This is a genomic window from Micromonospora mangrovicola (assembly GCF_047200535.1).
Lineage (GTDB): Bacteria > Actinomycetota > Actinomycetes > Mycobacteriales > Micromonosporaceae > Micromonospora.
Window position 1 is genome coordinate 55,447 of the sequence record NZ_JBJZOG010000018.1, and the last position, 15,606, is coordinate 71,052.

Consider the following 15,606-nt stretch of genomic DNA (forward strand, 5'->3'; position numbering starts at 1 on the left):
TCACGGGCTGGCCAGCTGGTCGCGGCGGCGGATGAGGTAGGCCGTCTCGGCGGTGTTGCCGGCCAGCCCGACGGCCCGGTCGTACGCCGCCCGCGACTCCCCGCTGCGGCCCAGCCGGCGCAGCAGGTCGGCGCGGGTGGCGTGGAAGGCGTGGTAGCCCTCCAGCGGCAGATCGTCCACCTCGGCCAGGGCGACCTGAGGGCCGTCGAGTTCGGCGACCGCGATCGCCCGGTTGAGTCGCACGATCGGCGAGGGGTCGAGGCGGACCAGCTGGTCATAGAGCGCGACGACCTGCGACCAGTCGGTGTCACGGACGTCGCGGGCGTCGGTGTGGACGGCGTTGATCGCGGCGAGGATCTGATAGCGGCCCGGCGCCTGGCCGGAGGCGAGGCGCGCGCGGACCAGGGCGTGGCCCTCGGCGATCAGCTCACGGTCCCAGGCACCGCGGTCCTGCTCGTCGAGGGTGACGAGCTCGCCGCTCACCGACACCCGCGCGGCCCGGCGGGCCTCCGTCAGGAGCATCAGCGCCAGCAGCCCGGCGACCTCGCCGTCCGCCGGCATCAGGGCACGGACCAGCCGGGTCAGCCGGATCGCCTCGGCGGTCAGGTCGCCGCGGACCGCCTCCTTCCCCGGGTCCGAGGCCAGGTACCCCTCGTTGAAGATCAGGTAGAGGACGGCGAGCACCCCGGTGACCCGGGCCGGAAGGTCCTCACGCAGCGGCACGCCATAGGGGATCTTCGCCGCCTTGATCTTCGCCTTCGCGCGGGTGATCCGCCGGCCCATGGCGGTCTCCGGCACCAGGAACGCGTGGGCGATCTCGGGCACGGTGAGCCCGCCGACCATCCGCAGGGTCAACGCGACCCGCGCCTCCATGGCGAGAGCGGGATGGCAGCAGGTGAAGACGAGGCGGAGCCGGTCGTCGTCGATGGCGCCGAGCGGCTCAGGGACGTCGGACAGCATCAGCGCCTCCTTGTGCTTCTCCTCGCGCCTGGCCTCGCGCCGGATCCGGTCGATGCCCTTGCGGTGAGCGGCGGTGGTGAGCCACGCGCCGGGACTCGGCGGGACGCCGTCGACCGGCCAGCGCTCGACGGCGGTCGCGAACGCCTCGGCGGCCATCTCCTCGGCGATGTCGAGATCCCCGAAGCGCCTGGCCAGCGTCGCGACCACCCGGGCCCACTCCGCGCGGTGGACCCGGGTGATCACCTCGTCGACGTCGGTCACTCGCCCAGGAACGGCCGGAGCTCGACCCTCCGGTTACAGTGCTTCGACCCCAGGGCAGCGAGCCGGAGCGCCACATCGAGGTGCGGGGCCTCGATGATCCAGAAGCCGGCCAGGTACTCCTTCGACTCCAGGTAGGGCCCGTCGGTGAACACCGGCTCCCCGTCCCGGCCGTCAACGACGGTGGCCGTGCTGGGCGACCCGAGGCCGCCGGCGAAGACCCAGTGGCCCTCGGCCCTGAGCTGCTCGTTGAAGACGTCGATCGCGGCCATCTCCGCCGCCGTGGCGGAGCCGGCCGTTTCGTCGAGCACGGACATCAGGTACTGCGCCATCGGGATCATCTCCTGTCGTCGGGTGACCGCCCCCTCGGGCCGCCTTCCACCCCTGCTACGAACGCCGCCGCCCCGATCCGACACGCTCCGCTGAGATTCCTCCGAGAATTTTCGTACGCCGCGCGGCGCGGCGGCGATGAGCTGGACCGGGTGCCGGGGCGGACCTCCACCCGCGACGTGCCCCACTCGCCCCGGGGCCGGATCTGACCGACGTGACCCGAGGGCCCGAGGAGGTGGACGCCTCCCCGGGCCCTCGTCGTCCGTGCCGCGGCACCGGCCGGCACACCGCCCCGGCCGGGACCGCCGGGCCCGGTCAGCCGCTGACCGTCACCAGCCGGACGAACTCCCGCAGCAGGTCGTGACCGTCCCAGACCGGGGCGAAGGTCAGCGCGGCGCCGAACGGCACGATCCGGTCGACGCCCCGGCCGCCGAGGCAACGGGCCAGCTCGACCAGGTCCTCCCGGGCGAAGCCGAAGTGGGTGAGGGTCTGGTCGCGCCGCCGGACGAAGGGCACCAGCTCCGCCAGGTCGGGCACGGTGACGAAAGGGAAGGTGCCGGCGCCCAACCAGTGCCGGGGGGTGGCCGAGACCTCGGTCAGCTCCAGCGTGGCCAGGGCGTTGCGGTGGAACACCATCCGCCGCACTCCCCCGTCGGCGGCCAGCCCGTACGCGCCGACCCGCTTCTCCACCGCCATCGCCGCGTCCACGTCCCAGCCGCGTTCCCGGACCACCTCGTCGAGCAGCGCGACGAACTCGGCACGGACCTCCCCGGCCGGCTCGGCCCCGCCGACCAGGAACACCGTCCGCGGCGAGGCGCAGGCCGCCTGGTCGAACCAGTACGCGTCGTTGGCGAACGCCGTGGCCGCGTCGCGGCGCCGCTGCGGCGAGGCGGCCGCCCAACCGGGCACCGACAGCACGGCGAAGGAGGACCGGTCCGGAAAGGTGAGGTCCCGGGCCGCCGGCGCGAGCGGATGCCGCCGGAGGGTCTCCACCGCCCGGTCGCCGCCCCAGATGACGCGCAGGTCGCATCCGGCGCTGAGCCGGGCGGTCACCGCGTCGTCGTGGCCGTAGGTGACCATGAGCTGGGTCCGGGCGACCACCGGGTCGGCCTCGGCGAGGCCGGCGTTGAGCACCTCCAGCACCGCGTCGGCGGCGGCCGCCGAGCGCGGCGACACCCGGACCACGTTGGTGTTGCCGGCCAGCGCCGAGAGGGCCCACGAGTAGACGAAGATGGTGTCCACGTTGGCCGGTGGGACGTGGAACACCCGACCCCGCGGGAACGCCAGGGTGTCCGGCCCGAGCGTGCCGCGCAGCCGTTCGACCGCGCGCAGCAACTCCCGGCGGCGCAGGAAGAAGCCGAGCGACCCCAGCTCCGGGTGGCGCCGGGCCAGCGCCGGGGCGAGCAGCCGCCCGGAGACCGCGGCGAGGAAGTCCACCATCCGCGGGTCGCCGACGGTCAGCGGCTCCGGGTCGCCCGACGCCAGCAGGTCCGCCACCGGCACCGACCCGCCGGCGGGGAAACGCATCCGGACCGTCACGCCGCACCTCCCTGATAGGTGTCACTGCATCCGCGCGCCTCGGCCCGGGGCAGCCGGCCGAGCACGCTGAACCGCTTGCCGGGCCAGTGCCCGTCGTCGACGCCGTGCACCACGCCGAGGTCCTCGGTGAGCAGCACGTGCCCCGGGTACGAGGTGGGCAGCGTGCTCAGCACCTCGATGACGCCCGGCGTACCGACCGGCGCCTCCCGCCACGTCACCGGATCGCGAATGATCACGTCGGCGAAGTCCGGGCAGTAGAGCGAGCCGCCCTCCGGGCCCTCCAGGAAGACCGTGCCGATCTGCTCGACCATCCCGTAGAAGTTGTGAATCCGGGTCAGGCCGGTGTCCGCGCCGAGCCGGCGACGGAACTCGGCGTTGTCGACCGCCCGGTCGACGAGCTTCTTCCAGCCACCGGAGTGCACCAGGATGCCCTGGGACAGGTCGAGGCCGTGCTCGCGCGCCACCTCGTAGAGGTACGTCCAGACCATGAAAGTGAACCCGAAGATCAGGAAGGGCTCGCGACCGTGCCGGTCCAGGAACGCCCGCAGGGCGTCGACGTCCGGCCGGTCGTCGGCGTCGAGCAGCCAGAGGTGGTCCCGGCCGAAGTTCACCATGCCCAACGCGCCCGCGCCCCGGGCCGAGTAGGAGCGACGGTCACCCACCACCCCGGAGCGGTCCACCACCAGCATCGGCAGCCGGCGCGGGCCGAGCACGGTCGCGAGGGTCCGGGCGAGCATCCGCGACTGGGTGGCCGCGGCCTCCCGGTCCAGGTGGATCCGGCTCACCTCGCCGGTGGTGCCGCTGGAGGTGAGCACCCGGATCACCTGGTCCTCGGGGACGCTGACCAGCTTGCGGGTCTTGAACAGCCGGACCGGCAGCCACGGCAGGTCGGCCACCGTCGCCGCATCATCGGTCGCGGCGAGGGCATCCAGGATCCGGGCGTACGGCGGGCAGGCCTGCCGATGGTGTGCCACCAGCGCACTCAGCTCGTCGCGCAGCCGCTTCTCCTTCTCCGGCTGGGTCAGCGTGAACACGTCGGTCAGCACTGGTCCTCCAGGGCTCGATAGTCGGGCTTGCCGGCGGCGGTCAGCGGCAGCGCGTCGACGCTGCGGACCAGCACGCCGGAGGAGTGCGTGCCCAGGCCCCCGGCGACCTCGGCGCGGATCCGGGCCAGCCGCGCGTCGTCGGCGCGCTCGGCGACCACCACGAGGCGGTCGGCGCCGGCCACCGCCGCGACCGGGCCGTGGTGCCCCAGGGACCGCTCGACGTCGTCGAGGTTGACCCGGACACCGAACACCTTGGCGATCCGCTTGGTTCGGCCCGTGACGTGCAGGAAGCCCTCGTCGTCCAGCCGGCCCAGGTCGCCGGTGCGCAGCACCCCGCCGAGGTCGTCGCCCCGGGCGAGATCGGCGGCGCTCTCCGCGTACCCCATCATCACGTTGGGCCCCCGGTAGACGATCTCGCCGGTGCGCCCCGGTTCCGTCGTCTCGGGGCCGTCGCCGGGGTCGACGGCGATCGCACCGCCGGGCACCGGCAGGCCGACCGAGCCGAGCTTCTCGGGCAACCGCTGCGCGGGCAGCACGGTCATCCGGGCGGTCGCCTCGGTCTGCCCGTACATGACGAAGAGCCGGCCGCCCACCGCCGCCATCCGGCGGTGGAAGTCCTCGACCAGGTCGGGATGCAGCCGCCCGCCGGCCTGGGTGAGCGTCCGCAGCCGCGGATACCGGGCCGGGTCGAAACGGAGGCGGCGCAGCATCTCGTACTGGTACGGCACCGCGGCCAGCGAGGTCACTCCGTGGCGCTCCACGTCGGACCAGAATTCCCGCGCGGTGAGTGGACTCTCCTCCACCAGGACCGTGGCCCCGGCGTGCAGGTGGCTGGTGAGCACCGACAGCCCGAAGGTGTAGTGCAGCGGGAGGCTGGTCGGGGCCACCTCGTCGCCGTCGAGGTCGAGCGCTGCGGCGATCGCCGCCGCGTTGGCCAGCACCGCCGCGCGGGAGAGCCGGACCAGCTTGGGGTTGCCGGTGGAGCCGGAGGTGGTCAGCAGCAGGGCCAGGTCGGGGTGCGGCGCCGGTCCGGCCGCGCCGGCACGGCGCTGGTAGTCACCGAGCCTGGGGTCCGGCCCGGGGCGGTGCCCGGGCACCGGCTCGCCGCCGGTGAGCAGCACCGCCGGGCGGAACCGGTCGGCCAGCTCGGCCAGCCGGTCCGCGCCGGCGCGCGGGTCGACCAGCGCGACCGGCCGGCCGGCGTGCAGCGCGGCGAGGAAACGCAGGATCGCGTCGACCGTGGTGGGCATGGCGGACAGCACCACGCCGGGCGGCTCCCGATCCAGTGCGGCGGCGAGGTCGGCGACCCGGTCGCGCAGCGCGGCGCCACCGAGCGTGGCGCCGCCGGCCGCGTCGACCAGGCGGGCGTCGGGGTGCAGCAGGCCGGTCACGGGGTGAGCCCGCCGTCCACCCCGAGCACCTGCCCGGTCACGAAGCTCGCCGCCGGGGAGAGCAGGAAGGCCACCGCCTCGGCGACCTCCTCCGGCTCCCCGAGCCGTCCCAGCGGGGTGGCCGCGGCCCGGGCCTTGCGCCCGTCCTCGTTCAGGTCGACGAGCAGGTCGGTACGGATGAAGCCGGGCGCCACCGCGTTGACCCGGATCCCGGCCGGGCCGAGCTCCTTGGCGGCGGCCCGGGTCAGCCCCTCCACGGCGGCCTTGCTGGCCGCGTAGACGGTCTGGCCGGCGGCGCCGGCCGTGCCGACCAGGGAGGCGGTGAGCACAGCCGCCGGGCTTTGCCCGCGACGCAGCAGCCGCGCGCCCTGCTGAAGGGTGTGTGCGGCACCGGCCGCGTTGACCGCGAAGAGCCGCTCGATCGTCGCGTCGGCGACCGAGCCGAGCAGCCCGGCCTCGTGCACGCCGGCGTTGACGACCAGCGCGTCCAGCCGCCGCCACCGATCGAAGACGGTCCTGATCAGCGCGCGCACCTGCTCGGGATCGGCGACGTCGCCGTGCACCGCCAAATGCGGGCCGCCGGGGAGCGCGGCGGCCACCTCTTCGGCGGGGCCGGGGGCGCGGCCGTGAACGGCGACCGCGTACCCGTCGGTGGCGAGGCGCGCGGCGACGGCCCGGCCGATCCCCCGGGTCGACCCGGTCACCAGCGCGTACCGCGCGGCGGGCGGTTCAGTCGGTGAGGACGACACCGTGCTTCTCCAGGATCTGCCGGGCGCGGTCGAAGGAACTGAGGTCGATCACCTCGTCGGTGTCGAGCATGACCCCGAACTCGTCCTCGATCGCGGCGACCAGTGACATGTGCGCGAGCGAGTCCCACTTCTCGTTGCCGCGATATTCCAGATCGTCCACCTGAAATTCACCTGGCAATTCCAGGGCGTCACGGAAGACGCTCCTGAGCCGTTCAAGTTCCACTACGGTTCTCCTCGCTCACCGGCTCGTACGGCCGGGTCGACGGCCGAGTGTAGCCGAGGGAAAGTCGCGTCTATCAGGACGATGAGCTGCGAAAAACTGTTCTCCCGCAGGGCGACCGTCATTCATTCGACCAGCTACGGGAGTTCATCATCGGGCGTCGAGATGTTTACCGGACGCACCTAGCGTGCCATCCCATCCACGAGACTCACCCGGCGTGGAGCCGCGCAATCAGGAACGGAGCACCAATTGAGTGCGTTGAATGGTTCGTCCATTCTGATCACCGGGGGGACGGGCTCCTTCGGGAAGACCTTCCTCCGACACGTCCTCGCCGAGGCCGCACCGGCCCGGGTGGTGGTGTTCTCCCGCGACGAGCTCAAGCAGTACGAGCTGCGTCAGGAACTGGGCGACGACCCGCGGCTGCGCTGGTTCATCGGTGACATCCGGGACCGGCACCGGCTGACCCGGGCGATGCACGGTGTCGACTACGTGGTGCACGCCGCCGCCCTCAAGCAGGTCGACACCGCCGAGTACAACCCGTCGGAGTTCATCGCCACCAACATCACCGGGTCGCAGCACGTCGTCGACGCGGCGATCGAGGCCGGGGTGCAGAAGGTCATCGCCCTCTCCACCGACAAGGCGTCCAGCCCGATCAACCTGTACGGTGCGACCAAGCTGGTCGGCGACAAGCTCTTCATCTCGGCCAACCACTACGCCGCGCACCACCCGACCCGCTTCGCCGTGGTCCGCTACGGCAACGTGATGGGCAGCCGCGGTTCGGTGGTGCCGCTGTTCCGCCGGCTCGCCGCCGAGGGCAAGAGCCTACCGATCACGGACAAGCGGATGACCCGGTTCTGGATCACCCTGAACCAGGCTGTGCAGTTCGTCATGGACTCGTTCGACCAGATGCAGGGCGGCGAGCTGTTCGTGCCGCGCATCCCCAGCATGCGCATCCTCGACCTGGTCGAGGCGGTCGCCCCGGAGGCGACCACCCACGAGGTGGGCATCCGGCCGGGCGAGAAGCTGCACGAGGAGATGATCGCGCCCGACGACAGCCGCCGGACGTTGCGCGCGGCCGACCGGTTCATCGTGCAGCCGACCATCGCCACCTGGGGCTACCAGCCGCCCGCCGGCTGCGAGCCGGTGCCGGACGGCTTCGCGTACCGGTCGGACGGCAACGACCAGTGGCTCAGCCCCGAGCAGCTGCGGGAGATGCTGGGGATCACCGCGTGACGGCGATGCTCCCGTACGGCCGCCAGTCCATCGTCGAGCAGGACGTCGCCGCGGTCGCCGAGGTGCTGCGCGGCGACTGGCTCACCACCGGCCCGCAGGTCCGGGGGTTCGAGGAGGACCTCGCCGGTTGGACCGGCGGCGTCGGCTGTGCGGTGGTCTCCAACGGCACCGCCGCGCTGCACACCGCGTACGCGGCGGCCGGCGTCGGCCCCGGCGACGAGGTGGTCGTCCCGCCGATGACGTTCGTGGCGACCGCGAGCACCGCGGTGGCACTCGGCGCGAAGGTGGTCTTCGCCGACGTCGAGGAGGAGACCTTCTGCCTGGACCCGGCGGCGGCCGCCGCCGCGGTCACCCCACGCACGAAGGTCGTCTCCGCGGTCGACTACGCCGGCCACCCGGCCGACTACGACGCGCTGCGCAGGTCGGTCGAGGGCAGCGACGCGCTGCTGCTGGCCGACGCCGCGCACTCGATCGGCGCCAGCTACCACGGCCGGCCGGTCGGTTCGCTGGCCGACCTGACCACCTTCTCGTTCTTCCCGACGAAGAACCTCACCACCGCCGAGGGCGGGGCGGTCGCCGCCACCGACCCCGCGGTGCTGGAGCGGGCCCGCCGGTTCCGCAACATCGGCCTGGTCCGGGACCGGGCGGAGCAGCGCTGGCCGGACGAGGGCGGCTGGCACCAGGAGGTGCACGAGTTTGGGCTCAACTACCGGCTGCCGGACGTGCTGTGCGCCCTGGGCCGCAGCCAGCTGCGCCGGCTCGGCGAGTTCCTCACCCGCCGGGCGGTCCTGGTGGCGCGCTACAACGAGGCGCTGGCCGACCTGGACGGCATCCGGCTGCCCGCCCGGAAGTCGTGGGCCGAGCCGGCCTGGCATCTCTACCCGATCCGGGTGCTCGACGGGCGGCGGCGCGAGGTCTACGACCGGATGCGGGCCGCCGGCATCGGCGTGCAGGTCAACTACATTCCGGTGCACTGGCATCCCGCCTTCGCCGACCTCGGCTACCGGCGCGGGTCCTGCCCGGTCGCCGAATCGTTCTACCAGCAGCAGCTCTCGCTGCCGCTGTACCCGGGGCTCAGCGACGCCGACCAGGAGCGGGTCGTCGACGCCCTCGCCGCCGCGCTGCGGGGCGCGCCGGCAGCACGTGCCGCCTGAGACGGAAACCGATGCATCACGCCAACCACTTCTACGGCCACGCCCACGTGCTGGCCCGCTACTGCGGGCTCGGCGACCGCCACCCGCCCCGGATCAACGGCTACGTCCAGCACGGCTGGAACATCGGCGACGGGCTGGCGCCCGGCCACCCCTACGCCGAACGGACGCCGAGCCTGCTCTGGTCGGAGCAGACCCGGCGCCGCGCCTGGGCGGTGGGGCGGCGCAACGTGGTGGTCATCGGCGCGCCGTTCACCTACCTGCTCGCGCTGGGCCCGGAGGACCCGCCGCAGCCGGCGGAGGCCGAGCCGGTGGAGGCCGAGCCGGTGGAGGCTGAGCCGGTGGAGCGGGAAGGGACCATCTGGTACCCGTTCCACGGGTGGGAGGGACAGCACGTCAAGGGTGACCACAAGGAGCTGATCGCGCGGATCCGGGACACCGAGCCCGGCCCGGTCACCGTCTGCCTCTACTGGCACGAGTACGGCATGCGCCGGGTGCGACGGCTCTACGAGCGCGCCGGTTTTCGGGTCATCTGCCACGGCTACCGCGGGCACTGGTGGCGGGACACCGACCCGCTCTTCCTCGACAAGCAGCTCACCGAGCTGCGCCGGCACCAGCGGGTCGCCTCCAATCGGCTGACCAGCGCCATCTTCTACGGCATCGCCGCCGGTTGCGAGCCGGCCGTCTACGGCGACCCGATGGTGCTCGCCGACGAGGACCCCACGTTCGGTGGCACCGCCCGCATCCGCCGCCAGTGGCCGGAGCTGCACGGCGAGTCGGTGGACCTGTCCACCGCCGTCGAGATCGCCCGCGCCGAACTGGGCACCGACCACCGCTGCGCCCCGGCCGAGCTGCGCGAGCTGCTCGGCTGGGCGCACCTCCAGGAGAACGACGTTGACGACTGACACTGCCCAGGCCCGGCGGATCACCCTGCCGGGCGGCGAGATGCTGGCCTGGTCCGATCTGCGTGCCGACGGGGTGGCCGGTGGCGGGCCGCTCGCCGCGCTCGCGGCCCGCGTGGTGCCGGCCGGCGCCCGGGTGCTGCTGGCCGGGCCGCACGAGCCGGCGTTCCTCGACCGGCTGGCCCACGCCGAGGTCACCTGTCTGCTCCGCAGCCACCTGGACGGGGCGGCGCTGGCCGAGCTCGCCGGCGACCGGGCGGTGCGGGTGATCGTCGGCGGGCCCACCGGCCTGCCGGCGGGCGAGACGTACGACGTGGTCATCGCCGCGTCGGGGCTGGACCCGGTGGAGTCGGTCGAGGGGGCCCGGCTCGGCTGGGACGGGGTGCTGGCCACCCTTGCCGGCGCGCTGCGCCCGGGCGGCACCCTGCTGCTGCGCCTGGACAACCCGGTGGGCCTGCACCGGATGGTCGACGTCTCCCCCTGGTACGCCGACCGCGACGACGCGGCGTGGACCATCGACGGCGTGCTGGACGCCGGTCATCCGGCCAACCTCGACCAGCTGCACGGCCGGCTCACCGGCGCCGGTCTCACCCCGGACGCCTGCTTCGCCGGGTACCCGCACCCGGCCGCCGTGACGGCGCTGGTGGCCACCGAGGCGCTCGACCGCGAGACCTCCGCCGGGCTGCTCGACGCCGTGCTGCACGGCGCCTGCGCCGGTGGGTACGCCAGCCGGTCGGTGCTCCAGGACCCGGCCCGGCTCGCGGTCGACGCCCTGCACGCCGGGCTGGGCAGCCAACTCGCCCCGGCCTGGGTGGTCCTCGCCCGGCGGGACGGCGTTCCCGGGGCGGAGCGGGCCGACCTGCCGATGGCGCTGACCCGGACCGGGCCGCCCGGCGTCGGGGTGGTCGAGGTAGTGGCCGCCGCGCACGGCTGGCACTGGCGGGTCACCGACCCACCGGCACGGACCGAGCCGGCCACCGGGCCGTACGCCAGCCGCACCGCCGCGTACCGCGACGCGGGCGCGCTGGCCGGGCCGGCGCCGACGGGCCGGCTGCTGCGCACCCTGCTGCTGGACGCCTGCCTGCGCCGGGACCTGGACACGCTACGCACCCTGCTCTCCGGCTACGCCCGCTGGCTCGACTCGTCCGCGGTCGACGGCCGGCTCTCCGGTGCCCCGGCCCTGGCCGGGGTGGACAACGTGGTGGTGGCCGGCGACGACTTCGCCGTGCTCGACCCGAGCTGGCAGGCCGCGGCGCCGCTCACCGTGGAGGTGGCGCTGGCGCGCGGGCTGTGGCGGTTCGCCACCGTCCTGCTGACCGGCGGGTACGCCCACCCCTGGCCGTCCACCCTGGACCTGGCCGGGCTCACCGTCGTCCTCGGCGGAATGGCCGGCAGGGAGCTGGGTCGTGCCACGGTGGCCGCGGCGGTGGAGACCGAGGCGGCGGTCGTGGCCGCCCTCCACGGCCTGGACGCGAAGGGCCGGCTGAAGCTCGCCGACGAGCTGGGGGCGCTGGAGCCGACGTCACCGCCCCCCGGCCCGGAGAGCTACCAGCAGCTGCGGGAGGCGTGGCTGCGCCAGCGCGAGGAACTGGGCCGGGTACGCGCGGTGCTGGGCTGGACCGAGGATCTGCTCACCAGCCGGGAACGCGCCTTGCGCCGGGCCGACGCCATGATCAACCTGCTGAGCGGGTCGGTCAGCTTCCGGGTGGGACGGCTCGTCATCACCCCGGCCCGGTGGGCCAGGCGGGCCGCCCGGGCGGCGAAACGACGGCTGCGCGCGGCGCTGCGCCGCCGGATCGTCCGGGAGGAGCAGCAGTGACCCGCATCGTCGGCATCGTCCAGGCCCGGATGGGCTCGTCCCGGCTGCCCGGCAAGGTACTGCGCCCCCTAACCGGTCGTACCGTCCTCGGCCGGGTGGTCCGCGCCGCCCGGGAGAGCGGCGTCCTCGCCGACCTCGTGGTGGCCACCAGCACCGAGCCGGTCGACGACGCGGTCGTCGCCGAAAGCGCCCGCCTCGACGTGCCCTGCCACCGGGGGCCGGTCGACGACGTGCTCGACCGCTTCGTCGGCGCCCTCGACGCCCACCCCGGCGACGCGGTGGCCCGGTTCACCGCCGACTGCCCGCTGCTCGACCCGGAGATCATCCGCCTGGTCGCCGACGTCTACCGGGCGGTCCCGGGGCTCGACTACGTCAGCACGTCGATCGCCCGTACCCTACCCCGCGGCACGGACGTGGAGATCATCGACGCGGCGGCGTTGCGCACCCTGCAACGGCTCGCCACCGACCACCACCGGGTGCACGTCACCTCGTACGCGTACACCCACCCCGAGCTCTTCCGGGTACTCGGGGTGACCCTCGCCCCGGACCGCTCCGACCTGCGGCTCACCCTGGACACCGAGCAGGACTGGGCGCTGGTGCGGGCGGTGGTCGACCACTTCGGCGACGTCAGCGTGCCGCTGGCGAAGCTCGCCGACTGGCTGGACGGCCAGCCGGCGCTGCGCGCGCTGAACGCCGGGGTCCGGCAGAAGCGGCTGGAGGAGTCGTGACCGGGGTCCGCGTCGGACTGCGCTGCGACGCGGGACCGCGCCGCGGCGTCGGCCACCTGGTCCGCTGCCTCGCCCTCGGTGAGGAGTTCCTCGCCCGGGGCGCCCAGGTGCAGTTGCTCGGCAGCGTGGCGGGCGTGGACTGGGCGGCCCGGCAGCTCGCCGCCCGGGGCATCCCGCACCGGGCCGGCCCGGACACCCCGGCGGGGCTGGTCGCGGCGGCCCGCGAGCACGCGCTGGACGTGCTGGTCCTCGACTCGTACGAGCTGGATCCGGCGTGCGCGGGCGCGCTGCGCGCGGCCGGGATCCGCACCCTCGCCGTGGTGGACGGCGACACCCGCGGCCAGGACGCGGACCTGTACCTGGACCAGAACCTCGGTGCCGACACCGTCGCGCCGGCCGAGCGGCTGCTCGCCGGCACCGGGTACGCCCTGCTCCGCCGGGAGGTGCTCAGCCGGCGGCCGGCCGCGCCACGACCGCCGACGCCGGTCGCCCGGCCCCGGGTGCTCGCCTTCTTCGGCGGCACCGACGCATTCGGCGCCGCCCCGCCGCTGACCCGCCTGCTGCTCGCCACCGGGCAGCCGATGGAGCTGACCGTGGTGGTCGCCCGGGAGCCGCTGGAGGCGGACCTGACGGCGCTGCGCCCCGCCCGCGGCCAGACCCTCCGGCTGGTGCCGCCGACCGACACGCTGCCCGAGCTGATCGCCGGGGCGGACCTGGTGGTCTCCGCCGCCGGCACGTCCACCTGGGAACTCTGCTGCCTCGGCGCGCCGTCGGCGCTGGTCTGCGTGGTGGACAACCAGCGCGAGTCGTATCACCGGGTGATCCGGGAAGGGGTCGCCGCCGGGCTCGGCGAGCTGCCCACGCTGGTCGCCGCCGGTCCGGACGGCCACGCCGCCCGCGCCGGAGCGGTCCGGACGCTGCGCGAGCTGCTCACGTCCGCGGAGCGGCGGGCCGACCTCTCCGCCCGGGGCTGGTCCACGGTGGACGGCGCGGGCCGGGCCCGGGTGGTCGACGCGGTCCTCGCCCTGCTCGCCAACCCCGCCCCCCACTGACCCCCGAGCCGCAGAGGGCCGAGGCCGGGCCGGGCCGCGCCGGACCGGGGCCGGCTGGGGCGGGCCGGGGCCGGGCCGGAGCGGAGACCCGCCGCCCGCCGAACCCCAAGATCCACACGCCCTGCGGCAGACCGCACCCTCGGCGGCACCGGAGACCCCGGCCTGCCGCAACCCGTGCGGGCACCTCCAAGCCCGCGCGCGACACCCCGGCCCGCGCGCCCCGGCGGCTCCCAAGGGCGGGCGGGGCAGTCAGCGCAGGCGGTCCAGGCGGACCCGGGTCCGCAGGTCGGGGTGGTCGGCGAGCAACTGGCGCACCACGGCCTCGGCGTCGTCGTCGACGGCGACGAAGCGGATCGGGCCCGGCACCGCCGCCACCACCGCCGCCGACCGGGCCGGCTCGGCCAGCGGCAGGGCGTAGTACCCCGGCGCGGACGCCCCGGCGGTGCCCTGGAGGGTGGCCAGGAAGAGGCTGCACAGGTAGCCCTCCCGTCGGGTGCCGCTGGCCAGCACGGTCACCGTGCCGGGCTCGACCGGGGCCTGGGCCAGCGCCCGGACGGTCAGGTCCGCCGCGTGGGGCCGGGCCAGCCGCCCCGACCACCAGGCTGCCGCCCAGGTGGTGCTGGGCCCGCCGAAGGGCTGGGCGAAGACGCCGGTGCCGCGGGGCAGCCCGGCCACCCCGGCCGCGGCGATCACCACCGCCGCCGCCACCGCGAACCGGGCGACCACGCCCGGCCGACGGGCGGCCCGGGTTCCCGGCGGGGGCAGCAGCAGGGTCAGCGCGCCGACCCCGACCAGGAGCAGCATCAGCAGCAGGTGCAGGGTCTTGCCGTAGTAGTAGCGCGGGGCGGTGCCGAGCAGGTGGAACCAGATCCGGACGCCGAGCACGAAGACCAGGCCGGTGCCGAGCGCGCCGGCGTACCGCCGCCACACCGGCAGGCGCAGGCCACCGGCGAGCAGGCCGGCGGCGACCAGCGCGGTGAGCGCCAGGAACGCGTCGTAGCGGGGCTCCACCGTCGCGCCGACGGCCACGTTGTCCAGCTGCTTCGTGTGGAGCAGGCCGGCGATGCTGGTCAGCGGGGTCAGCGGCACCGCGACCAGGGCCACCCCGGCCAGCACCAGCGGACGGCGGAGCAGCGCCCGGCGCTGCCGCACCAGCCAGGCCGCCACCAGCACCGCCACCACCGGCAGGAACATCAGGTACGCGAAGCCCACCCCGACGCAGAGCGCGCCGACCAGGCAGAGCTGGGTGCCAATGCCGGCGACCGGACGGCAGAGCACCGCCACCAGCAGCGCGCAGAGCGCCAGCCCGAGCGTCTCTCCCGGGTAGCCGTAAACCACGAACCGGGCCAGCTCGGAGCCGAGGCAGAGCACGGTGGCCACGCCGGCCACCGCCCAGGTCCGGGCCGGATCGAGCTGCCGCCCGGCGATCCGAGTCGCGGCCCAGACCAGGGCGAGCACCAGCAGCGCGTACGCGCAGAGCGCCCAGCCGAGGTAGTGGCCGAGCGCGTCGACCGGGTCGCCCGCGGTGGTGGTGGAGCGCAGGAAGGTGTCCAGCAGCGCGGCGGTGAGGTGGAAGCCCTGCGGGTACCAGACCATTCCCTCGGGCGCCACGCGGGCGGCGGCCTGCGGATCGGTGAAGAGGTAGCCGCCGACCAGCCGGATCCCCTCCACCGTGACCAGGTGCCGGCTGTTGTCCTCGCCGATCATCGCGTACGCCAGCCGCCCGGCCAGGTCACCGGCGCGCAGGTACGGCCAGCCCAGTGCCACCGCGCCGGCCAGCGCGGCCAGGACCGGCGGCAGGTCCGCCGGGGCGGGCCGGAGCCAGCGTGGTCGCCGTCGGGTGGCCAGTGCGACGCCGAGCAGCACGGTGAGCGCGGTTCCGGCCACCGGCACCGGATGCAGGCCCCACGGCCAACTGGAGAAGAGCAGCCCGGCGGCGCTGACCGCGCCGAGCAGCAGCGCCGTGGCCAGCACCAGACGGTCGAGCAGCGTACGGCCGGCGCGCAGCAGCCCGGCGGTCAGCGCCAGCACCAGCGGCGGCAGCACGGCGGCCGCATCCAGTGCGTACGCCAGGACGGGCAGCAGCCAGGCGGCGGCGAGCCAGAGCGCGACGGCGGTGACCCGGCGGGCCCGCGGGTGTGGCGACGTCGGAGGCGGTGCGGGCCGGTCCGGCGGCGCCACCGGTCGCTGTGCCGCCGGCACGTCGGTCGAGCTGCTCTGCACGTGTC

Annotated in this window: 14 protein-coding genes; 6 read left to right on the top strand and 8 right to left on the bottom strand. The window is 74.8% G+C overall.

Features of this window, described 5'->3' with window-relative positions:
* The 7 genes from ACL02O_RS10410 to ACL02O_RS10440 all read right to left on the bottom strand — a co-directional run bounded on the left by ACL02O_RS10410 (position 1) and on the right by ACL02O_RS10440 (position 6,496).
* Positions 1–1,221: an RNA polymerase sigma factor gene (locus tag ACL02O_RS10410; RefSeq protein WP_412817793.1), complete on the bottom strand. Its 1,221-nt coding sequence runs from the start codon at positions 1,219–1,221 to the stop codon at positions 1–3.
* A complete protein-coding gene (locus ACL02O_RS10415; protein ID WP_412817794.1) occupies positions 1,218–1,550 on the bottom strand; it encodes a YciI family protein in 333 nt (110 codons plus the stop codon). Before ACL02O_RS10415 ends, ACL02O_RS10410 begins: the two co-directional genes overlap by 4 nt.
* A gap of 313 nt (positions 1,551–1,863) precedes the next feature.
* Positions 1,864–3,087, bottom strand: a complete 1,224-nt coding sequence (locus tag ACL02O_RS10420; RefSeq protein ID WP_412817795.1) for an acyl-CoA reductase — start codon at positions 3,085–3,087, stop codon at positions 1,864–1,866.
* A complete protein-coding gene (locus ACL02O_RS10425; RefSeq protein WP_412817796.1) occupies positions 3,084–4,133 on the bottom strand; it encodes a LuxE/PaaK family acyltransferase in 1,050 nt (349 codons plus the stop codon). Before ACL02O_RS10425 ends, ACL02O_RS10420 begins: the two co-directional genes overlap by 4 nt.
* Positions 4,127–5,524, bottom strand: a complete 1,398-nt coding sequence (locus ACL02O_RS10430; RefSeq protein WP_412817797.1) for an AMP-binding protein — start codon at positions 5,522–5,524, stop codon at positions 4,127–4,129. Before ACL02O_RS10430 ends, ACL02O_RS10425 begins: the two co-directional genes overlap by 7 nt.
* A complete protein-coding gene (locus tag ACL02O_RS10435) occupies positions 5,521–6,273 on the bottom strand; it encodes an SDR family NAD(P)-dependent oxidoreductase (RefSeq protein ID WP_412817798.1) in 753 nt (250 codons plus the stop codon). The genes ACL02O_RS10430 and ACL02O_RS10435 overlap by 4 nt, the downstream gene beginning before the upstream one ends.
* Entirely contained in the window at positions 6,254–6,496 is a 243-nt protein-coding gene (locus ACL02O_RS10440; RefSeq protein WP_412817799.1) for an acyl carrier protein, read from the bottom strand. Before ACL02O_RS10440 ends, ACL02O_RS10435 begins: the two co-directional genes overlap by 20 nt.
* Positions 6,497–6,742: 246 nt before the next feature.
* Here ACL02O_RS10440 and pseB point away from each other — a divergent pair, with 246 nt between their 5' ends.
* Genes pseB through ACL02O_RS10470 form a run of 6 tightly spaced genes read left to right on the top strand, consistent with a single transcriptional unit; the run spans position 6,743 to position 13,378 of the window.
* Positions 6,743–7,726 (top strand): UDP-N-acetylglucosamine 4,6-dehydratase (inverting), encoded by a 984-nt coding sequence (pseB, locus tag ACL02O_RS10445; protein WP_412817800.1) that lies wholly within the window; start codon positions 6,743–6,745, stop codon positions 7,724–7,726.
* Entirely contained in the window at positions 7,723–8,880 is a 1,158-nt protein-coding gene (locus ACL02O_RS10450) for a DegT/DnrJ/EryC1/StrS family aminotransferase (RefSeq protein WP_412817801.1), read from the top strand. Before pseB ends, ACL02O_RS10450 begins: the two co-directional genes overlap by 4 nt.
* 11 nt (positions 8,881–8,891) lie before the next feature.
* Positions 8,892–9,782, top strand: a complete 891-nt coding sequence (locus ACL02O_RS10455; protein ID WP_412817802.1) for a hypothetical protein — start codon at positions 8,892–8,894, stop codon at positions 9,780–9,782.
* Entirely contained in the window at positions 9,772–11,598 is a 1,827-nt protein-coding gene (locus tag ACL02O_RS10460; RefSeq protein ID WP_412817803.1) for a class I SAM-dependent methyltransferase, read from the top strand. Before ACL02O_RS10455 ends, ACL02O_RS10460 begins: the two co-directional genes overlap by 11 nt.
* On the top strand, positions 11,595–12,326 hold the full coding sequence (locus ACL02O_RS10465; RefSeq protein ID WP_412817804.1) for a cytidylyltransferase domain-containing protein: 732 nt from the start codon (positions 11,595–11,597) through the stop codon (positions 12,324–12,326). The genes ACL02O_RS10460 and ACL02O_RS10465 overlap by 4 nt, the downstream gene beginning before the upstream one ends.
* Entirely contained in the window at positions 12,323–13,378 is a 1,056-nt protein-coding gene (locus tag ACL02O_RS10470; RefSeq protein WP_412817805.1) for a PseG/SpsG family protein, read from the top strand. Before ACL02O_RS10465 ends, ACL02O_RS10470 begins: the two co-directional genes overlap by 4 nt.
* Positions 13,379–13,627: 249 nt before the next feature.
* Here the strand turns inward: ACL02O_RS10470 and ACL02O_RS10475 are convergent, their stop codons facing one another.
* Positions 13,628–15,601: a hypothetical protein gene (locus ACL02O_RS10475; RefSeq protein WP_412817806.1), complete on the bottom strand. Its 1,974-nt coding sequence runs from the start codon at positions 15,599–15,601 to the stop codon at positions 13,628–13,630.
* Positions 15,602–15,606: the final 5 nt, after the last annotated feature.